Origin of the sequence: Macrococcus lamae (genome assembly GCF_004359545.1) — a bacterium.
In the GTDB taxonomy this organism is placed as follows: domain Bacteria; phylum Bacillota; class Bacilli; order Staphylococcales; family Staphylococcaceae; genus Macrococcus; species Macrococcus lamae.
The window spans coordinates 1-21,612 of sequence record NZ_SCWB01000005.1 but is presented as its reverse complement, the minus strand read 5'-3'; the positions used below and the strand labels follow the sequence as shown (position 1 = coordinate 21,612).

Annotated in this window: 21 protein-coding genes; 14 read left to right on the top strand and 7 right to left on the bottom strand. The window is 39.6% G+C overall.

Features of this window, described 5'->3' with window-relative positions; genetic code table 11:
* The first annotated feature begins 63 nt into the window (after positions 1 to 63).
* The 3 genes from ERX29_RS03860 (at position 64) to ERX29_RS03850 (ending at position 3,139) form a co-directional block, all read left to right on the top strand.
* On the top strand, positions 64 to 846 hold the full coding sequence (locus ERX29_RS03860) for an alpha/beta fold hydrolase (RefSeq protein WP_133443380.1): 783 nt from the start codon (positions 64 to 66) through the stop codon (positions 844 to 846).
* 166 nt (positions 847 to 1,012) lie between these two features.
* The gene (locus ERX29_RS03855; RefSeq protein WP_133443379.1) at positions 1,013 to 2,350 is read left to right on the top strand and encodes a hemolysin family protein; all 1,338 of its coding nucleotides are present in this window, start codon (positions 1,013 to 1,015) and stop codon (positions 2,348 to 2,350) included.
* 84 nt (positions 2,351 to 2,434) lie between these two features.
* On the top strand, positions 2,435 to 3,139 hold the full coding sequence (locus ERX29_RS03850; RefSeq protein WP_133443378.1) for a pseudouridine synthase: 705 nt from the start codon (positions 2,435 to 2,437) through the stop codon (positions 3,137 to 3,139).
* Positions 3,140 to 3,211: 72 nt separating this feature from the next.
* Here the strand turns inward: ERX29_RS03850 and ERX29_RS03845 are convergent, their stop codons facing one another.
* The 6 genes from ERX29_RS03845 to queC form a co-directional block, all read right to left on the bottom strand.
* Positions 3,212 to 4,006: an AIM24 family protein gene (locus tag ERX29_RS03845; protein WP_133443377.1), complete on the bottom strand. Its 795-nt coding sequence runs from the start codon at positions 4,004 to 4,006 to the stop codon at positions 3,212 to 3,214.
* A 103-nt stretch (positions 4,007 to 4,109) separates the two neighbouring features.
* On the bottom strand, positions 4,110 to 4,364 hold the full coding sequence (locus tag ERX29_RS03840) for a GlsB/YeaQ/YmgE family stress response membrane protein (protein ID WP_133443376.1): 255 nt from the start codon (positions 4,362 to 4,364) through the stop codon (positions 4,110 to 4,112).
* 114 nt (positions 4,365 to 4,478) lie between these two features.
* Positions 4,479 to 5,060: a hypothetical protein gene (locus tag ERX29_RS03835; RefSeq protein WP_133443375.1), complete on the bottom strand. Its 582-nt coding sequence runs from the start codon at positions 5,058 to 5,060 to the stop codon at positions 4,479 to 4,481.
* 54 nt (positions 5,061 to 5,114) lie between these two features.
* Positions 5,115 to 5,825: a 7-carboxy-7-deazaguanine synthase QueE gene (gene queE, locus ERX29_RS03830; protein WP_133443374.1), complete on the bottom strand. Its 711-nt coding sequence runs from the start codon at positions 5,823 to 5,825 to the stop codon at positions 5,115 to 5,117.
* Positions 5,822 to 6,238, bottom strand: a complete 417-nt coding sequence (queD, locus tag ERX29_RS03825; RefSeq protein ID WP_133443373.1) for a 6-carboxytetrahydropterin synthase QueD — start codon at positions 6,236 to 6,238, stop codon at positions 5,822 to 5,824. The genes queE and queD overlap by 4 nt, the downstream gene beginning before the upstream one ends.
* Complete coding sequence (gene queC / locus ERX29_RS03820) at positions 6,235 to 6,900, bottom strand: 7-cyano-7-deazaguanine synthase QueC (protein WP_133443372.1); 666 nt, start codon at positions 6,898 to 6,900, stop codon at positions 6,235 to 6,237. The genes queD and queC overlap by 4 nt, the downstream gene beginning before the upstream one ends.
* 164 nt (positions 6,901 to 7,064) lie before the next feature.
* Here queC and ERX29_RS03815 point away from each other — a divergent pair, with 164 nt between their 5' ends.
* The 5 genes from ERX29_RS03815 (at position 7,065) to ltaS (ending at position 12,717) form a co-directional block, all read left to right on the top strand.
* Positions 7,065 to 7,628, top strand: coding sequence for an anthranilate synthase component II (locus ERX29_RS03815; protein WP_133443371.1), 564 nt, complete (start codon positions 7,065 to 7,067; stop codon positions 7,626 to 7,628).
* Positions 7,625 to 9,352 (top strand): aminodeoxychorismate synthase component I, encoded by a 1,728-nt coding sequence (pabB, locus tag ERX29_RS03810; RefSeq protein WP_133443370.1) that lies wholly within the window; start codon positions 7,625 to 7,627, stop codon positions 9,350 to 9,352. The genes ERX29_RS03815 and pabB overlap by 4 nt, the downstream gene beginning before the upstream one ends.
* Positions 9,353 to 9,386: 34 nt before the next feature.
* Complete coding sequence (locus ERX29_RS03805; RefSeq protein ID WP_133443369.1) at positions 9,387 to 9,599, top strand: hypothetical protein; 213 nt, start codon at positions 9,387 to 9,389, stop codon at positions 9,597 to 9,599.
* Between the two features lie 83 nt (positions 9,600 to 9,682).
* Positions 9,683 to 10,609 (top strand): 5-oxoprolinase subunit C family protein, encoded by a 927-nt coding sequence (locus ERX29_RS03800; RefSeq protein WP_133443368.1) that lies wholly within the window; start codon positions 9,683 to 9,685, stop codon positions 10,607 to 10,609.
* Positions 10,610 to 10,785: 176 nt separating this feature from the next.
* A complete protein-coding gene (ltaS, locus tag ERX29_RS03795) occupies positions 10,786 to 12,717 on the top strand; it encodes a polyglycerol-phosphate lipoteichoic acid synthase LtaS (RefSeq protein ID WP_133443367.1) in 1,932 nt (643 codons plus the stop codon).
* 57 nt (positions 12,718 to 12,774) lie between these two features.
* Here the strand turns inward: ltaS and ERX29_RS03790 are convergent, their stop codons facing one another.
* Positions 12,775 to 13,587, bottom strand: a complete 813-nt coding sequence (locus ERX29_RS03790; protein WP_133443366.1) for a ZIP family metal transporter — start codon at positions 13,585 to 13,587, stop codon at positions 12,775 to 12,777.
* Between the two features lie 90 nt (positions 13,588 to 13,677).
* Between ERX29_RS03790 and ERX29_RS03785 the strand changes: the two genes are divergently transcribed.
* From ERX29_RS03785 to ERX29_RS03760, 6 genes are read left to right on the top strand one after another with little or no spacing between them, the layout of a single operon-like run.
* The gene (locus ERX29_RS03785; RefSeq protein ID WP_133443365.1) at positions 13,678 to 15,537 is read left to right on the top strand and encodes an ABC-F family ATP-binding cassette domain-containing protein; all 1,860 of its coding nucleotides are present in this window, start codon (positions 13,678 to 13,680) and stop codon (positions 15,535 to 15,537) included.
* A 7-nt stretch (positions 15,538 to 15,544) separates the two neighbouring features.
* On the top strand, positions 15,545 to 17,311 hold the full coding sequence (gene recQ / locus ERX29_RS03780; RefSeq protein ID WP_133443364.1) for a DNA helicase RecQ: 1,767 nt from the start codon (positions 15,545 to 15,547) through the stop codon (positions 17,309 to 17,311).
* A 52-nt stretch (positions 17,312 to 17,363) separates the two neighbouring features.
* On the top strand, positions 17,364 to 18,293 hold the full coding sequence (locus ERX29_RS03775) for an ABC transporter ATP-binding protein (protein WP_133443363.1): 930 nt from the start codon (positions 17,364 to 17,366) through the stop codon (positions 18,291 to 18,293).
* Complete coding sequence (locus tag ERX29_RS03770; protein WP_133443362.1) at positions 18,290 to 19,804, top strand: ABC transporter permease/substrate-binding protein; 1,515 nt, start codon at positions 18,290 to 18,292, stop codon at positions 19,802 to 19,804. Before ERX29_RS03775 ends, ERX29_RS03770 begins: the two co-directional genes overlap by 4 nt.
* 11 nt (positions 19,805 to 19,815) lie before the next feature.
* Positions 19,816 to 20,883, top strand: coding sequence for a histidinol-phosphate transaminase (gene hisC / locus ERX29_RS03765; RefSeq protein WP_133443361.1), 1,068 nt, complete (start codon positions 19,816 to 19,818; stop codon positions 20,881 to 20,883).
* 5 nt (positions 20,884 to 20,888) lie between these two features.
* On the top strand, positions 20,889 to 21,425 hold the full coding sequence (locus ERX29_RS03760; RefSeq protein ID WP_133443360.1) for a 5' nucleotidase, NT5C type: 537 nt from the start codon (positions 20,889 to 20,891) through the stop codon (positions 21,423 to 21,425).
* The last annotated feature ends 187 nt before the right edge of the window (positions 21,426 to 21,612 follow it).

The window sequence follows — 21,612 nt, the reverse complement described above, 5'->3', positions numbered from 1 at the left end:
TATTCGGTGGGTAGAACTAATATGATATAAGTTAAACTCTATCAAAGAATGGAATGCATGTTAATGCTATATTATAAAACCTATATTAAAGATAACGATGCGCCTTGGGTTACTTTTATTCATGGCGCTGGTGGGAGTTCCACTATCTGGTTCAAGCAGATTCGTTATTTCAGAAAAGATTACAATATACTGCTGCTTGATTTAAGAGGACACGGCAGATCTCAGGAGGACCGATGGAAAAAGGGTGATACTTTTGGACATTTAGCGGATGAGATTATTGAAGTGTTTGATCATCTTAAAATTGAGCGTACGCATATTATTGCAATGAGTCTCGGAACTATTGTTGCACAGACGATTGCGGACAAATATCCTCGGCGTATTCAATCACTTGTACTAGGCGGAGCGATTCTTGCGCTTGATGTCAGAACTAAGATTCTGTTATTTATCGGCAGGCACTTAAAACGTGTCATTCCTTATATGCTGCTCTATAAGTTCTTCGCCTATATCATTATGCCGAGAAAAGCACACGAGGAGTCGCGTCTTGCGTTCATCAATGAGGCAAAAAAGATGAGTCAGAAACAGTTTGTGAAGTGGTTTACGCTAACGCGACTTGTCAATCCCTATTTAAGCCACCTTCAAATTTCAACTTCAACTATTCCTACGCTGTTCATTATGGGCGAGGAGGATTACTTATTCATTCCTCCTGTTAAAAAAGTAACACAGGATCATGAGAATTTTTACTGTGAAATCATCAGTAACTCAGGTCATGTCTGTAATATTGACAAGCCTGACAAATTCAATTTAACTGCTGATAGATTCCTTCGCTCACTAGATGGCATAGTATAAATATGAAAATCCCCATTTAGGCTCGTTAGTGTGGTAAAATGATACTAACTATGTTGCGTTTTAAGGAGGTGACTGCATTGGGAAGGCGATAAATATATTAAGCAACCTGTCTCTTGCACTCACATCAACTATTACCGGAGGTGAATCCCTAGTTTTAGGGAATTAATTGGACATATCGACCATATCTAGTTTATTATTATTTATTTTTCTTATCGGCATGACGGCATTATTTGTCGGCTCTGAATTCAGCTTAGTGAAGGTTCGTACATCTCGTATTGATCAGCTTGTATTAGAAGGCAATAAAGCAGCAAAGACTGTTCAGCACATGATACATGAGCTGGATTATTATTTATCTGCCTGTCAGCTGGGAATTACAGTCACAGCGCTTGGCTTAGGCTGGATCGGTGAATCGACTTTTGAATCAGTCATTCATCCAGTCCTGCATTTACTGCATGTACCAACTGAATTTGCTAAACCAATTACTATTGCACTGAGTTTTGCTATCGTCACATTTATTCACGTCGTTGTCGGCGAACTGGCGCCTAAGTCACTTGCGATTCAGTATGCAGAACGTATGACGCTCGCATTTGCACGACCTCTATATTTCTTTGGACTTGTTATGAAACCATTAATATGGTCGATGAACGGTGCTGCGCGAATGATACTTCGAATATTTGGAGTCCAGCCTGCTGGTCATGACCAGGCAATGAGCGAAGATGAGCTGAAGATTATTATGACTCAAAGCTACCAGAGTGGAGAAATCAATCATACTGAGCTTGCTTATATGCAGAATATCTTCTCATTTGATGAACGTCTCGCAAAAGATATTATGGTGCCTCGTACTCAGATGATTACAATGACTCAGCCGTTTAACATAGAAGATTTACTCGAAGTGGTCAACGAACATCAATTTACACGTTATCCAATTTCAGAAGATGGAGATAAGGACCATATTATCGGCTTTATCAACGTCAAAGAATTTTTAACTAAGTATGCTTCAGGTGATCCAGTCAGAATTAAGGAGCATATCCATGAACTGCCTTTAATCCATGAAGTCACTCGAATTAGCGATGCTTTGATTAAAATGCAGCGGGAACGTGTTCATATTGCTCTTGTTATAGACGAATACGGGGGTACAGCAGGTATTCTGACAATGGAAGATATTCTTGAAGAAATTGTCGGTGAAATACGAGATGAATTTGATGACGACGAAGTCAATGATATTATCCGCACTGGTGAGAATACTTATCAAATTAATGGACGTGTACTGCTTGATGAAATTGAAGAGCAGTTTGGCATTAAATTTGATGATTCAGATGATATCGATACTATTGGTGGATGGTTACAGGCACAGAACCCGGATATAGATATCGACGATTATGTCGATACAGAATACGATAAATGGGTTATACTTGATGCTGAGAATCATCAGATTAAATCTGTTGCACTGCATAAAGAATTCAATTCTTCACGCGAAACAATCGTAGATGAGGACAATCAATAATATAATGCAGGTGTTTTGTCTTTGACAGAGATCAATATATTATGAAGTAGGGAGACGATGTCTCTCTTTTTTTGGAGGTTAAGGATGAGAATCAACAAATATTTATCGGAATCAGGCATTACCTCAAGGCGAGGGGCTGATCAACTGATCAGTGATAAACGTGTTCTGATTAATGGTGAGCCTGCCGAACTCGGCAGTCAGGTTGAGACGGGGGATACTGTCGAAGTAGATGGCAGACTTATTGCGCTTGATAAAGGATATGTATATTTGAAGTTGAATAAGCCACGAGGAATTACTTCGACGACAGAAAGACATATTAAAGGAAATATCGTAGATTTTGTTAATCATCAGGAGCGAATATTCCATATTGGTAGACTTGATAAAGACTCAGAAGGTTTAATTCTATTGACTAACGACGGGGATATCGTCAACGAAATACTGCGAGTAGAAAATAAACACGAAAAAGAATATGTCGTAACTGTCGATAAAAAAATCACTGATGAATTTCTTTCTCACATGGCTGAAGGTGTTGAAATACTTGATACGATGACAATGCCGGCTGAAGTGAAAAGAATCAATGACCATACTTTTAATATTATTCTCATGCAGGGATTAAACAGGCAGATTAGAAGAATGTGTGAGGCACTCGGCTATGAGGTGAGAAAATTAAAACGCATCCGCGTTATGAATATTCATGTCGATGGACTTAAGCTAGGTGAATGGCAGGATTTGACTAAAAATGAACGGGAAGAGCTGTTCAGACAGCTTGATTACCAGCCGAAGCGGTAATACCACTACAAAAATGGACGATTGTTTTAACAATCATCCCTTTTTTTATGATGAAAACTATCAACTCAACAGTTAGTTGTCGCCGCCAAGCATATCGAAAAGACCGCCTAATGAACTGCCTTCTCCTCTGTTCGCCCCAGTTGCCGGAGCAGCAGCAAAAACTCTGCTTGCTAATCGTGAGAATGGCAATGACTGTATAAAGACAGTTCCTGGTCCTTCAAGTCGTGCAAACCATACACCTTCACCACCGAATAATTTGGTCTTAATACCCGGAACGCGTTCCAGATCATACTTCACACTGCTGGTCATACCTACCAAACAACCTGTATCCACTTGCAATACTTCTCCAGCCTTCAAGTCTTTCTTGATGATGGCACCACCTGCATGTATAAAGGCCATTCCATCTCCTGTAAGCCGCTGCATAATAAAACCTTCACCGCCAAAAAATCCGACACCGATTTTCTTTTGCATGGCAATTCCTACTGAAACACCTTTTGCAGCACCTAAAAATGCATCTTTCTGGCAGATGAATTCGCCGCCGACACGATTTAAATCAATAGGAATGATTTTACCGGGGTAGGGAGCCGCCAGATAGACATGTTCTTTGCTTTTTCCTTTATTCGTAAAAGTCGTCATGAACAAACTTTCACCAGTAAGTGTACGTCTGCCGGCAGCAAAAATTTTATCCATAAATCCTGAACCGCCTGTAGATGCACCATCACCGAAAATGGTTTCCATCTGTATTGACGGATTAATCATCATCATACTGCCGGCTTCAGAGATGACTGTTTCATCAGGATCTAATTCAACCTCAACATACTGAATATCATCGCCGTAAACTTTATAATCTATTTCATGATTTTTCATAGTATTCATCCTCCCTGTTTATTTTCAGTATACAGAATCCATTTGAAGGCTGTCGACTATTAACAAAAAGAACAAAAAAAGAGCCCTCAGGCTCTTTTGTCAATTAACGACGACGGTGCATCATGTTTAAAATGATAGATACAATCGCAATTAAAAGAATTGTACCGACTAATGCAGGTAAGATAGAAACACCCCAAATTTCAGGACCCCAGCTACCTAACAAGTAACCACCAAGCGTAGCACCGATTAAACCTGCGATAATATTACCGATTTTTCCTCCAGGAATATCAGTACCCATGATCATACCAGCAATCCAGCCGATTAGACCACCCATGATTAATGTAAGAATTAAACCCATATGTGTTTCCTCCTAATAATAAGTATAAGTACATTAAATTCTGATGAGAAAGCTCTCATGTTTTGTATATACCACTGAATTGACTATATAAACATAAAAATTAAATATTTTCTTCTATTTAATTTGTTCACGCTTAAAAATATAAAATAGTAAGTATATAAACCAGATGATATATAAATAATTATAAGGCATAAATAAAGTAAGCAGGACAATAGTTGAATATATAAGGACAATTCCATAAGTAACAGGATGTTTTATAAATCTGTAAATGCTGTACTTGCTGGTTTTTACAGAGCTATCTATGATGCCAAGAGCGAAAATAATATAGCCGGCGATGAATACAGAAATACTTAAATAGGCAGCAGACCAGTATTTTGTGTCACTACTTGAAGTTAGTAGTAGAGGAATAAGGAGAGAAATCAACAGTGTCAACATAAATAATTCTGCAGTTTTTCTCACTGTAAAGGAAAATTGATAGTTTATCGCCAGAATGATTCCTATCAATAGCATACTTGTCATAGTCAATATCAATGCACGGTTGATGAAATTACCTTGACCGGCAAACGGATAAATGACAAGTGAAGTCATAGTAATAGCAGCAGGCATGTACAATAACATAAAGCGAGGGTAATAACGTTTGAAGACAATATAAAGAGCGCATGAAATGAAGAAGCTAGTTATTAATAATATAGTCATGACTCACGCTCCTAAAAAATAAACATTAAACCGATTATAGCAGTTTAATGTTCGCTATACACCTTTTTTATTACTCCATAATAACGTATGCAGCTGTGGCGTAACGAATACTTGATTCATAGTGTCATCTGTCATTACTCTGTCAATCAACCGCTCATAGTGATTGAGAAGTTTTTCCGTATGATGAGAGACTGTATCGTCAAGATATGGATTACCTACTTGTAAATAGAACTTGATGTCAGGATAGCGCTGATGAATCATTTTAGCAAACTGATAATCGGTTTCATCAAAAGTAACGACTTTCAGGCTGATGTTTTCTTGAGGCAGCTGCTGGATTACTTCATCCAAAATAGTTAAATCTTGAATCATCTGGGAAGACGGCGGTTTTGGGCTGATGGTCAGCTGATCAATGTCAGTCATCCAGTTCTGAAATTTAGAACCCTGTGTTTCAAGTGCCACCTCAAAACCGTGTTCATGAATCAAGCTGACTAATGAACCGATGCCTTTAATTAAGGCCGGGTTACCTCCGGATATCGTCACATGATTGAATCGATTACCGCCGACTGCCTGAAGTTCAGAGAAGATGTCTTCTGCTGTCATCATTCTTATATCATCTTTCGCCGTGCCATCCCAAGTAAACTTAGAATCACACCAGCTGCATCTGAAGTCACAACCGGCCGTTCTGACAAACATAGTCTTACGGCCAATGACAGCACCTTCACCTTGAATAGTGGGCCCGAATACTTCTAACACTGGGATTTTCATTGAGATCCACCTCTATAGATGACATAACTGGTCGGTGTTTCCCGGAGAAAGACCTGAAGGCAGACCGGTCGGTTAGGCAGTGTATTCAAGTGTTCCTGAACCAGTTCATAAATACGCTCAGCCATCTTTTCAGTAGACGGGATTATATTCTCTAGTTCAGGTAGTTCATTAAGCAGCTGATGATCGAACCGTCCATGGATCAGTTGTTTTAATGTGCTGAAATTAATCAGGAAACCGGCTTCATCGAGTGTGTTACCACCGATAGTCAGATTGAGAAAATAAGTATGACCATGTATTCTGCTGCATGCTCCTGCATCATGGTGGGGGATATAATGGGCACTTGAGAAGTTCATATCTTTATTAAGTTCAAAGCGATAGTTATGAGCGACTTGTGGATAGATCTGCTGTATCATTTTGTCTCTCTCTCTTTCATATAGGCACGAAGTCCGTTATTTCTTAACAGGCAGCTCGGGCAAGTGCCGCAGCCATCTGCGATAATTCCCTCGTAGCATGTCAGTGTATTTGCTCTAATATAATCCAGCTGTCCCAGCTCATCAGCAAGCTGCCATGTCTGCTTTTTATCAAGCCACATCAGCGGTGTGTGAATAACAAACTCTTTATCCATTGATAGATTCAATGTGACATTTAATGATTTAACAAACATGTCCCGGCAATCAGGATAGCCGGAGAAATCTGTTTCGCATACACCGGTAATGATATGTTTTGCACCGATTTGATAAGCAAGAGCACCAGCAAATGACATGAACAGAAGATTGCGAGCCGGTACAAATGTATTCGGAAGTTCTGACTCTGCTGAAATATTCATCGTATGATCGGTCAATGCGTTAGGCGCCAGCTGTGATAACAATGACATGTCCAATACATGATGCTTTAACTGCTGGTCATCTGCTATCTGCCTGGCTACATCAATTTCAAGAGCGTGCCGCTGTCCGTAGTTGAAAGTTACCAGTTCAACTTCCTGAAATTGTTTTAGCGCATAGAATAAGCACGTTGTACTATCCTGGCCGCCGCTAAAGACGACCAGGGCTTTACTGTTTGATAATTGTCCGTTCATCATTCTCACCTTTTCCAATAAAAAAAGACATCTTTTCCTAGCAAGATGTCGTACTAGTTTTTTATAGAGGGTGTGTGCTAGGAACCTCTTATATTAAATTCGTTTATCATTGTAACAGAAAAAAGTTTATACTAAAAGAAATTAATGATAAGGAAACGATGACTATGCTGCTTATAATTGATAACTATGACTCATTCACATATAATATTGTCCATTATCTGGAAGGAATGAATTACGAAGTTGCCGTTTGTAAACCAGATGAACTGACACTAAGAGACGTTGCAGCACTTAATCCTAAAGGAATTATTATATCACCCGGTCCCGGTCATCCACTTGAAGCAGAATTCTGTCTCGATGTTGTCAGCAATTATAAAGGCATTTATCCGATACTAGGAATATGCCTTGGCTTTCAAGTGATTGTCACTGCATTCGGCGGACAAGTCAGACAAGGGATTCCTGTACATGGTCATCAGTCGGTGATGAATCATGACGGAAAAGGAATATTTGAAGGCTTGCCTATGCCGATCAACATCGGACGTTACCACTCTTTGCAGGCCGTCATGCCGATTCCTGACTGTTTGATCGTGACAGCTGTCGCCGACAACATTATCATGGGTGTCAGGCATGACGCTCTGCGGATTGAGGCGGTGCAATATCATCCTGAATCTATTTTAACGGACTATGGACGTGAACAACTGAATAATTTTGTGAAGAGGTACTGCAGATGATAAGAGCGTGCGTTCAGTTTCATTCGATGGCTGATAACCAGCCGATAGAACTATATTTTAAGAATCCAGTCGATATTCTCATAGCCAGCGAAATAAGTGAAGTAACAGCAGTACTGGATCAAGTTGAACAATATAGCCAGGAATATTATGTGGTCGGTTATACAGCTTATGAAGCTGCTGCTGCTTTTTCAAGTAAGATGAAGGTTAAATCGGTTGATACGTATGCGAAATTCTACATTTTCAAGGAACCAGCTGCTCCATTTGATGACTGTGAATTGATGAGACCTATGGAGTTTCAGTTCAACGCTTCAAAACAACATATCGTGGCACAGATTAATCATATTAAAGAGCAGATCAGTAAAGGGAATACATATCAAGTCAATTATACTGTTCGTTTACAGTCAGCTAGTAGTAATGCACCTTATGCGGTATATAAGCTGCTGACACACGACCAGAACGGACAATATACTGCCTATATTGAAGATGATGACGAAGCGGTCATCAGTATCTCACCGGAACTATTTTTTGAATATGATAAAACGACAGGACATATATATACTAAACCTATGAAAGGCACAATGCCGAGGTCAAATTCAGCCGATAATTATAATCAACTGCAATATTCTAAAAAGGATCAAGCTGAAAATGTCATGATTGTTGACTTGCTTAGGAATGATTTAAGTAGGATAGCTTTGAAAAATTCTGTAAATGTTTCGTCATTATTTGAGATAACAGCTTACGCGACAGTTTATCAAATGACTTCTACTATAGAAGCCACGCTACCTGCTCATATATCTATGAACCAACTATTCGAGGCACTTTATCCTTGTGGGTCAATTACGGGGGCACCAAAAATCAGTACGATGGCGATTATTGACCAGTTGGAAGATAAACCAAGAGGCATATACTGTGGTGCTGTCGGCATCATGCTCCCAGATGGCAGAACGATTTTCAATGTTCCGATACGAACACTTGTTAAGCAAGGACAAAATTTCGTATACGGCGTTGGGGGAGGAATCACAGTCGATTCAGTCCCGGAAAAGGAATACGATGAAATGGTAGCAAAAACTCAAATTTTAAATGCATTGAAACAAGATGACTTTCACCTAATCGAAACGATGCGTATTGATGAAAGTGGTATTAAACGATGGGATTATCATGTAAAGCGGCTCGTACAGAGTCTGAATCACTTTAATATGAACTATGAGAAAGAGCAGCTGGATAATATCGCAGGATTGACAACTGAAGGAACAAAAATGCTGCGATTAACTGCTTCAGACGGAAAAATTTTCTATGAACTGAATGAGATTCCAGTCATAAAGAACGCTACGGCTGTATTGCGTCCGATGCTGGAAACCGATGGTGATAAACTCCGGTATAAGACATCCAGACGCGACCATTATAAAGTAGATAATGATAGGCTTTCTTTGTATTATAATCAGAAAATGCTGATAACTGAATTCAACATTGGAAATCTGGTCTATAAACTCCATGACAGTTTATTTACACCCTTTGTGCATGATATGCTTGCGGGCTGCATGCGTCAGCAGCTGATCGATGAGGGAATGATAGGAGAACGTAATTTAAGCCTCTCAGAACTTATAGATAATAAGCATAAAATCAAGTTGTGGATGGTTAATTCACTAAGAGAGTGGACAGAAGTCCGGCTTGAGAGTGATTCAGAAACAATTAATGGCAATTCCGTTCAGAAAAGCGTAGAATAGAAGTATTAATCTCGAAACATTATAGGAGAAAATTATGATTATAAGTTTACTGCTTCTCATTGGATTATGTATCTGGATATATTACTGCAACCAGCAGGTGCAGCGATTTCTTGAAAGAGACAATATCAATAAAGCCCTTATTTGGCTCTATTTAACCATGATTACCTCAGTAATTATAGTCGGTTTCCTGATGTTTAGTTTGAGAGAACAAGTGCTGGACGTTTTGAATGTGTTCTACCGCCATTAGGTAGGGCACTTTTTTAATAGTTCAGTCTAAAGTCGTATTTAATAAATAATGCTAATAATATAAAGTAAAAAGTGAGGGTTTTTATGATTTTTGAAAAAGCAGGAATGTTCTCAACATTTCACAAGGAAACGGCAAGTGATCCACTGGCGCATAATCTGGCTAATGCATTAGTCGGGAATACAGCTGACAACGCTACGCTTGAAATGACCTTTGTCGCACCCGTCATTCGTTTTGATGAACCAACTTTAATTTCACTGACTGGAGCAGATTTTAAAGCTTATACGAAAGATAAAAAAGTTGCACCATATAAACTGCATTTAATGGAGCAAGGAGATATCCTTTATTTTAAAGGACCTAATAAAGGAACAAGAGCATATATGGCAATTGGTGGCGGAATTCAGCTGCAGAAAACGACAAATTCTGATTCATTGATTAATGGACTGACAGGATTGATCAACGAAGGAGATGCTTACGAGCTGAACCGTCAATATAGCGCGCTGCAGAAATCTCTGTTGTACCAGCTGATACATGATAAAGAAGCGAAATGGGGAATTGATAGTTACAGTCTTGCCCGCATTTATTATTCAGATGTGTTTCACATTATTGAAACAGCTGATACGGCTTTACTCACTGCTGAAGAAAAAGAGATGATAACTGCTGACGTTTATGAAGTATCTCAGCAGTTCAACCGCATAGGGTTTCTCCTGGAAGGTGACAGAATCGAACGCTCTATTGAAACAACGCCGCAGCCGATTGGCAGGGGAGCGATACAGATTAATCCTGATGGGAAACTGATTGTCATACAGAATGATGTGAAGAAAAAAGGTCATTATCCGCAGATTGCAACAGTCGCGCCTCATCATCTGCCAAAACTGTCTCAGAAAAAACCAGGTTCAAGACTCCTTTTTAAATGGGAATCACCAGAAGAATATGCTCTGTCTGAAAAATCCTATAGTGCATGGGTAAAAAGTATTCTGCTGCAAATCGACTATCAATTAAAAAATCATTAATATTTACAAAATCGAAACAAAGATTTCACATTTTACACATTTTTGATAAAAATTCTGCTAATTTAGTTGAAATCTATCGAAAAAAGGTTTAAATTAATATGTTGTATCCTAAATTTTAAACTATTTTATATTAATAATGATAACTAAATGTAAATTACATTAACGGAGGAAAATTGATGAAGGAACGTAAAATAAGTATATTTGTCTTCTTCCTGCTGACATTGCTGACTGTCTCTTTAAAGACATATTTTGCATACTATATCGACTTGTCGCTTGGCGTCAAAGGCATTGTACAAAACTTAATATTATTGATGAATCCTTATAGCTTGGTGGCTCTTGTCCTTAGTTTGTTTTTATTCTTTAAAGGTCGCAAGGCGTTCTGGTTTGTCTTTGCCGGAGGATTTTTACTGACATTGTTACTATATTCCAACGTTGTCTACTTCAGATTTTTCTCTGATTTCATTACATTCAGTACATTAAATCAAGTGAGTAATGTCGATTCTATGTCGGGAGCAGTATGGAGTTCATTCCAATGGTATGACTTTATCTACTTCGTTGATACAATTATCTATCTGTTCATTCTGTTATTCAGAAGACAGTTATTAGATACAAAATCATTTCAGCGCAAGTTTGTGCCGGTTTTGATGGGAATGTCAGTGGCATTATTCTTTCTGAACCTGGCATTTGCAGAAACAGATCGGCCAGAACTGTTGACTCGTACTTTTGACCATAAATATCTTGTTAAATATTTAGGTCCTTATAATTTCACTGTTTATGATGGTGTTAAAACCATTCAGAATAATCAGCAGAAGGCACTGGCAAGTGAAGACGATCTTGCTAAAGTCAGATCTTATACAAAGACAAAATATGCTGAATCTAATCCTCAGTACTTCGGTATCGCAAAAGAAAAAAATATCATTAAAATTCATTTGGAAAGCTTCCAGACATTCCTGATTAACAAAAAAGTCAACGGTGAAGAAGTGACACCGTTCCTTAATCAACTAGCGAGCGGTAATAAAGACTTTATTTATTACAGTAACTTCTTCCACTCAACGGGTCAGGGTAAAACTTCTGATGCTGAACTGACGATGGATAATAGTATTTATGGACTGCCTCAAGGATCAGCTTTTTCATTGAAAGGTGATAATACTTATCAATCATTACCTGCCATTTTGAATCAGCAGCAAGGATATTCAACTTCTGTGATGCATGGCGACTACAAGACTTTCTGGAACAGAGATCAGATTTATAAACATTTTGGTATCGATAAATTTTATGATGCGACTTATTATGATATGAGCCCTGAAAATCTTGAAAACTTAGGCTTAAAAGATAAAGAGTTTTTTAAGGAATCTATTCCTTATCTGAAAGCTGAAAAACAACCATTTTATTCTCATTTACTAACATTGACAAACCATTATCCATTTACAGTAAAGCCTGAAGATGCAACGATTGATTCACCAAACACAGGGAACCCTACAGTAGATGGTTATATACAGACCGCACGTTATCTGGATGAATCGGTAAAACAATTTGTCACTGATCTGAAAAAAGAAGGATTATATGATGATTCAGTCATAATGATCTACGGTGATCATTATGGAATTTCAGAAAACCATAATAAAGCTATGGCGAAACTTTTAGGAGAAGAAATTACACCGACTAAGTTCATGGACTTACAGCGTACTGGTTTATTCCTTAAAGTACCTGGAGTAAAGGGCCATGTTGATTCATCATATGCAAGTCAAGTGGACGTAGTACCAACGATTCTTCATTTAACTGGAATCAATGCAAAACCATACGTAGTGTTTGGAACAGATTTATTCTCGAAGAAACATAATCAGACAGTAGTATTCAGAAACGGTGATTTTATCACGCCGGAATATAAATCTATAAACGGTGTCTACTATGACAACATGACTAATCAACCGATTACAGATTCAGCAGACAAGACTAAAGCAGATAAAACTAAGCATCAAGTTGAAACAGAACTCGAAATGTCAGATAGCTTGATTAATGGTGACTTGCTCAGATTCTACAAAAATCCTGAATTCAAGAAAGTCGATCCGATAAAATTCAATTATGAAAACGGTAAAGTAAGTAAATAATAATTCTTTAAACAAAAAATCCCTGATCCTCACAGTTGTGAAGATCAGGGATTTTTTTCAGCCGAGTGATACGTCAAGTATCATCATAATAGTAAAGCCAACCATTAATCCTAATGTTGCAAGGTCAGTATTATTTCCTGACTGAGATTCCGGAATTAATTCTTCTACTACAACAAAGATCATCGCTCCTGCCGCAAATGCCAGCGCATAAGGGAGGAGTGGAGTAATTAATAAGACGGCAGCAGCACCAATGACCGCAAATACAGGTTCGACAAGAGCAGAAGCCTGACCAAGCTGGAACGCTTTGCTTTTTGACTTACCGTCTGCATAAAGCGGCAGACTAAGCGCTGTTCCTTCCGGAATATTTTGAATACCGATACCGATGGCGAGTCCGATAGCAGCCATTAAAGTCGCACTGTCGTTATGCATAATAGAGCCAAATGCAACACCTAGTGCGAGACCTTCAGGAATGTTATGTAATGTTATAGCAAGCAGCAGTAGAGTTGACTGCTTTAAATTACTTTTGACACCTTCCTGCTTATGATCTTCTGAATGTTCACGGTGCATATGAGGAATGACAAAATCAAGTCCTCGGATGAACAAACCTCCAAGCAGAAAACCGATAGCAGCTGGAATCCACGGAATATTCCCTGCCTTTTCACTGAATTCCAAAGCTGGAGCAAGCAGTGACCAGAAGGATGCTGCAATCATGACACCTGCAGCAAAACCCTGCATTGTATTCAGCAGTTTGTTATTCACCCCTCGGACAAAAAATACAGCCGCAGCACCCGCCGCAGTCAGACTCCAAGTAAATATTCCGGCAATCAATGCCTGAATGACAGGCGATAAATGACTAAACCAGTCGTACATACGTACCTCCTTAGCGAGAAAAAGTGTATAATATTATATTGAGATTTTCATTAATAAATCATAACACATTACATGAGATGAGGGTTACCCTTGGAAGCATATAAAATAGAAAATTTGACGAAACAGTATGGTGATAAAACAATATTTCACAATGTTAGCCTGAGTATTTCTGAAGGAGAAAAAGTAGCACTTGTCGGCATTAACGGTACTGGCAAAAGTGCGCTGCTTAAATGCATTGCAGAAATAGAGCCGCATGACGGTGAGGTGACGCATCCGAATCACTATAAAATCAGTTACGCAGCGCAGGATCCAGTCCTTGACCTTGAGCAGAATGCGCTAGTTAATGTACTGGATCAGTCCAGTCCGGTCGTGCAGCTACTGAATCAATATGAAGAAACAATCCATTCAATGACCACTGATACATCAGAGCAGACAATGAATCGTTTCAATCAGCTTCAGCAGCAGCTTGAGGCAGTGGAAGGTTTTAGTTATCAGGCAGAGGCAAAGACGATATTAACGAAACTCGGCATTATGGACCATTCAGTTCAACTGAAAACGATGAGCGGTGGTCAGCAGAAGCGTGTCGCATTAGCCCGGACACTGCTTGAGAAACCTGATTTACTGCTACTCGATGAACCGACCAACCATCTGGATTTTGAATCCATCGTCTGGCTCATACAGTTCATCAAAAACTATAAGAAGGCAGTCATCGTTGTTACCCATGACCGTTATTTCCTGAACGAAGTGGCAGAACGCATTGTCGAACTAAGAAACGGCCGGACGTTCCAGTATTCCGGTAACTATGATGCTTATATTGCTGGTAAAGCTGAAGAAGAAGCGACGCTTGATCGTGTGCAGCATAAAGAAAAACAACTTTATAAACAGGAACTTGCATGGATGCGCCAAGGTGCGAAAGCAAGAACAACAAAACAGCAGGCACGTATCGAGCGCTTTAAAACCATCGAGGATAAAGTGTCAGAACATATCGTTAAAGATGAACTGTCAGTGGACCTAAGTCATCAGCGTCTTGGCAAACAAGTGTTTGAACTTGAAAATATCGGTATGACTTTTGGTGGTCGGACACTATTTGATGACTTCAGTACAATTGTTCAGACAACTGACAGTATTGGAATTGTCGGTGAAAACGGCACAGGTAAATCTACACTGCTCAACATATTAGCACTGGAAATTGAGAATTTTACAGGTGTTCTAAAAGTAGGTCAGACGGTTAAAGTCGGCTATTATAAACAAAGCAATGCCCGAATGAACGACCAGATGCGCGTCATTGATTTTCTGAGGGAAAAAGCAGAAGAAGCGACGCAGTCTGATGGCACGAAAATTTCTGTGACGCAGCTGCTGGAACGTTTTTTGTTCCCATCAAGCACTCACGGTACGTTGATTCATCGTCTTTCTGGCGGTGAGAAAAAACGCCTGTATTTACTCAGTATATTGATAGAAGGACCGAATGTGCTTCTGTTAGATGAACCGACCAATGATCTTGATACAGAAACGCTGACAATTTTAGAGCAGTATTTGTCCGAGTTTAATGGTGCAGTGCTGACCGTCAGCCATGACCGATACTTTCTTGATAAAGTTGTTAATAAATACTGGTATTTACATGATGGGACCGTAGATTCACTGCTTGGGGATTTTGAAGATTACTTAGCAGCTAAGAAAAGAACAGAAGTCTCAGTGACCAAAGTTCAACCAGCTGCAGGGAAGCCGAGACAGCATAACCGGGTCTCCTATAAGGATAAACGTAACTTTGAACAGCTTGGCGAAGAAATTGAAGAACTTGAAACGAAGTTGAAAATAATTGACGACCATATTGCCGGTGAGACAACAAACTATGCACGACTGAATGAACTGACAGCTGAACGAGAAGCTTTAACTTTACGCTATGACGAAGCATTCATTGAATGGAGCGAATTAGCAGAACGGATGGAGTAGAACGCTATTGGAAGCTATTTTAAAACGCTATTTCGGATATGAGACATTTCGAACCGGGCAGCGGGAATTAATATCATATATAGTAAATAATGAATCAGCGCTTGGGATTTTACCTACAGGAGGTGGGAAGTCCATCTGCTATCAAGTACCAGGTTTAATAAGAGGCGGATTAACTCTTGTCATCAGTCCTTTGATTTCATTGATGAAGGACCAGGTGGATTCGTTGAATGCAGCGGGTATTAATGCTGCCTATTTAAACAGCAACTTAAAAGCAGCAGAAGAACGGGAGATTTTAACTGGTCTTGCCTATAAGCGCTATCAGTTTCTATATGTTGCACCTGAACGATTTAATCAGCTGGCGTTCAGACAGATGCTGAACCAGCTTGATATTAGATTAATTGCATTTGACGAAGCTCATTGTATTTCCAAATGGGGTCATGATTTCAGACCTAGTTACAGACAAGTCATTCACTTTACAAGACAGTTCGACTGTCCGTTTCTGGCAGTGACCGCAACAGCCACAATAGACGTTAAAAAAGATATTCAATCACTGCTTGGAATTATTGATTCACATGTGATAGAAACGAGTACAAGACGTGATAACTTAGCCTTTAAAGTTGATCCAACTTATCAGAAAGAGAAGATGGTCCGTGAGTACGTGAAGAAGCATCAAGATGATTCCGGTATTATATATGCCGGCACAAGAAAACAGGTAGAGGCGCTTAGCGAACAGTTCAGTCATTTAAAGATTAACCATACCATTTATCATGCCGGTCTTTCTAAAAATGAAAGAGAAGAAAATCAGGCGAAGTTTGTTCATGATGACTGTCCTGTCATGATAGCGACCAATGCTTTTGGAATGGGAATTGATAAATCAAATGTCCGCTACGTCATTCATTACAATATGCCGCAGGATTTAGAGTCCTACTATCAGGAGGCGGGGCGTGCCGGTCGTGACGGGCTGGAAAGTGAATGCATACTGATGTTCAGCGAGCAGGATATCAGACTGCAGCAGTTCTTTATCAGTACAAGTGATGAATCTATTCAGGAAAAGAAGAAAGAAAAGCTTGAAAAAATGATTCATTATACGAAAACAACTCAATGTCTTCAAGGAACCATCATTAATTACTTCAATCCTGATGAACACTTGAAGCCGTGCGGCAAATGCAGTAATTGTCTGAGTCAGGGCGCATATGATATGACCAATGAAGCATTGAAAATTTTGAGCTGTCTTATACGGATGAAGGATTCTGTTCATCGTCTTTTGCTGATTAAAGTGCTGAGGGGCGAGGATGATAGAGAAGTGAAAGATTATCATTATCATCTGCTCAGCACATATGGCTTATTGAAAGAATACGAAACAAAAGAACTTAACCGGTTTTTAGATACACTGCTGTTCAATGGATACATTCATGAAGCAGGCGGAAAAATGATCTGTCATCCATCAGCAAAAGAAGTCCTCATTAAAAAGATGGAAGTTATGACTCATTATGAACCGGTCAATTACAAAGAAAAAGTGACGATCAAAACGATATCTGAAGTTAATGAGCAGCTATTTAATGAACTCAAGAAGGTAAGGAAGCAGCTGGCGTCAGATTTAAGTGTACCGCCATTCACCATCTTTTCAGATCAGACATTGATATTATTTGCTAAGAAGATGCCGACAACAAAACAGGAAATGATTCATATAGAAGGGGTAGGCAGTTATAAATTGAAGCATTACTGCCCGCAGTTCCTTGATTGCATCAATGAGTATCTGTCCATGGCAAGATAGCGTTTATTAGCTTACAATTAGGCTATAATGATTAAAATTGTGAGGTGACGATATGATAAAGTTTGATGATGTGTCAAAAATTTATGGAGAAAAACATGCAGTCGATCATGTGTCGATGGAGATTAAAGAGGGCGAGTTTTTTGTACTGATCGGTCCTTCCGGCTGTGGCAAGACAACAACGCTTAAGATGATTAACCGACTCATTCCGTTATCGAGCGGATATATATACTTTAAAGATCAGCCAATCAGCAGTTATAAACTTGATGAAATGCGCTGGGATATTGGTTATGTGCTGCAGCAGATAGCATTATTCCCTCACATGACAATCCGAGACAATATCGCACAAGTGCCATTAATGAAGAAATGGGCGAATGAGGATATTGACAGCCAGGTCGATAAACTGCTTAATATGGTAGGTCTACCTGCTGAACAGTATCGCAATCGAATGCCTGCTGAACTATCAGGGGGACAGCAGCAGCGTGTTGGTGTTGTCAGAGCGCTGGCGGCTGACCCTCCCGTCATATTGATGGATGAGCCCTTCAGTGCGCTTGACCCGATCAGCAGAGAAAAACTACAGGATGATCTTCTCAAGCTCCAGTCAGAAATCAATAAAACTATTATTTTTGTCACTCATGATATTACAGAAGCATTTAAACTTGGTGACCGTATCTGTCTGATGAATGAAGGACGTATCGAACAAATTGGAGCACCGGACGACTTTTTAAGACAGCCGAACAATGACTTTGTAAGATCATTTATTGGAGACATGTCAGGGAAAGTATCGTTCGCTGAAGATTATATGGTGAATAGTCCTTTTGATAATCGTTGTCCTGTTATACAGCCGGACACTAAAATGGAAACAGTGTTTAAACTCCTGCAGCTGCACGAACAACTGAACGTTACTTCCAGTGGAAAGCACTACGGTGCTATTACGAGAAGTTCTGTATTTGAGCGACTGAGTGAAGGAGGTAACCATTTATGAGTAATCTGCTGAACACATTGTCTGAGCGCAAAGGCGAACTACTGAGTGCTTTATTCGAACATATCCAGCTGTCGTTTATTGCCCTGTTAATTGCGATGATTATCGCCGTGCCGCTTGGTATTCTATTGACTCGCAGACAGAAAATTGCAGAACCGATCATCAATGTAACTGCCATATTGCAGACTATTCCTTCGCTTGCATTGTTAGGACTCATGATACCACTCTTTGGAATCGGTCGGACACCTGCCATTATTGCGCTTGTTATATATGCGCTGCTACCGATTCTCCGCAATACATACACAGGAATCAAGGAAGTCGATCCATCTCTGAAGGAAGCAGCAAGTGGTATCGGTATGAATCCATTCAGACGGCTGGTTAAAGTTGAATTGCCGCTTGCCATGCCTGTTATTATGGCGGGTATCCGGACAGCGATGGTGCTCATTATCGGAACGGCAACGCTTGCAGCTTTTATCGGAGCTGGCGGACTTGGCGATCTCATTCTGCTCGGTATCGACCGTAATAACACCTCACTGATTTTACTGGGTGCGATTCCAGCTGCTATACTTGCAGTGTTCTTTGATAGCATATTACGCTTTATGCAGCGATTGTCTTATCGAAATATCGGTATTATTCTCGGTTTAATCGTATTGATCTGTCTCATTACAGCAGTATTTCCACTTTTCAATCGCAGCACTGACAAACTGGATATAGCCGGTAAGCTAGGGACAGAACCTGAGATCATCACCAATATGTACAAACTTGTTATTGAAGACAAAACTGATTTAGAAGTCGATGTGAAACCAGGACTTGGGAAAACTTCATTTTTGTTCAACGCTCTGAAATCGGGAGACATTGACGGTTATCTTGAGTTCACAGGAACAGTGCTCGGTGAACTGACGAAGGAATCACCAGAAGGTAATACAGAACAGGAAGTATATCAACAGGCAAAGACATCTATTGATAAGAAATATGACATGGCTCTATTATCTCCGATGAAATATAATAATACTTATGCCTTAGCTGTTAAAAAAGAATACGCAGAGCAGCATGGAATCAAAACCATTTCTGATCTGGATAAAGTAAAAGATGAGATTAATGCCGGCTTTACACTGGAATTTAATGACCGTGAAGATGGTTATAAAGGCATCCAGAAAAAATATGGTATAAAGCTTGACCATGTGAAGACGATGGAACCTAAAATCCGTTATCAGGCTGTGGAAAATGGTGATATTGATGTCATTGATGCTTATTCTACTGATGCTGAGCTTCGTAAATACGGTATGATCGTACTGGAAGATGATCAGCATTTATTCCCGCCATATCAAGGTGCGCCGCTGTTTTTAAACAAAACTATTAAAGAACATCCTGAAGTAAAAGATGCGTTAAACACTTTAGCCGGTAAAATTACCGATGAAGAAATGCAGCAGATGAATTACGATGTTGCATATGGCGATAAAAAGTCAGAAGACGTAGCAAGAAATTACCTGAAAAAGAATGGTCTGATCAAATAGGAGGGACTTCGATGAAACACCAGCTTAAAAACTTAAGCGTATATCAAGCAGGGAAAACTGCGGATGAACTTAAAGCAGCGTTAGGAATTGAAGAAGAAATGATGAAACTCTCGTCCAATGAAAATGTTTACGGACCATCACCACAGGTAAAGGTGGCTCTAAAGGATGCGATGAACGATCCTCATGAATATCCGGACAGTTACGGCAAAGCATTAAAAACAGCGATTGCTGCTAAGTACGATGTTAAAGAAGAAGCTATTCTTCTAGGTGCTGGTCTTGATGAGGTCATCATGATGCTGTCACGGGCTATATTAAAACATGGAGATGAAATATTGACGAGTGAAAACACATTTGTTCAATATCAGCATCACGCCATCATTGAAGGCTGCAGCATTATCACAGCACCTCTAGTCAATGGAAAATTTGATCTGACAGCACTCGCCGGAAAATTGACAGATAAGACGGCACTCGTCTGGTTATGTAACCCGAACAACCCGACTGGTCATTACTTCTCCAGTGAGGAACTATCAGCATTTCTTGATCAAACAGGAGATGTGCCGGTGGTACTTGACGAAGCTTATGCGGAGTATGTGACTGCAGAAGATTATCCGGATAGCTTTGCGCTCTGCGATACCTATCCAAATCTAATTATATTAAGAACATTCTCAAAAGCATACGGCCTTGCATCGTTACGTGTCGGCTATGCTATTTCCTCAGACCAATGGACGGATATGTGGCATCGTGTCAAACTGCCGTTCAATGTAACGACTTTGTCGCTTAGAGCAGCAGAAGCCGCACTGAGAGATCAGCAATATTTGAAAAGTATTCGTGACAGAAACGCAGTAGAAAGACGACGTTATTTTGCTTCACCAATCAGTGCACATCTACTTCCTTCACAGACGAACTTTGTACTAGTCAAGACGGACGAAGGTAAAGCATTAAATGATCATCTGCTTAAATTTGGGATTATCGCGAGACCGACACCTGCAGGAATTAGAATCACCATTGGCACTGCTGAACAGAATACCACTGTCATTAAAGCTCTGGAAGACTATTTTGCATCAAAAAAGAAGGGATGAACATAATGACTAGAGAAACAATCGCAATTGATATGGACGAAGTACTGGCAGACACTTTGAAGAAAGTGATCTTCAAATTCAATGAAGAATCTGGAGAAACAGTTACACTTGAACAGTTACAGGGCATTAAGCTAAGAGATATGCATCCAAATCACGTTGAAACATTATCCCATCTACTGCTTGACCGTGAATTCTTCAGAGATCTAGAAGTTTTTCCGGATGCAGTGAGAGTTGTCAAACGTCTCACAGAGCATTATGATGTCTATATCGCAACAGCAGCAATGGATGTGCCGACGTCTTTTGATGCGAAGTACGAATGGCTGCTCGAACATTTTCCATTCCTTAATCCGCAAAATTTTATTTTCTGTGGTAATAAGGGGGTAGTAGGAACAGATTATCTGATCGATGATAATCCGAGACAGCTCCGTGCTTTTAAAGGTAAGGGAATTATGTACAATGCATCACATAATATTAACGAAAAAGAATTTGACCGTGTTCATAGCTGGAAAGAAGTCGAAGAATATTTTCTGAAAGATAAATAAGTGTGTATCAATCGAAAAATATATCAAAAAACACGGAGATTCAATAGAATCTTCCGTGTTTCAGACTGTAGACAAACTCATTTTGAAAATGGGTTTGTCTTTTCTTTTTCTTCGAAAAATAAAAAATATCGATTTGCAGTCGTAGTTATTACTGGCTACTTCCTGGTCTGGCACCAGGAAGTTCGCC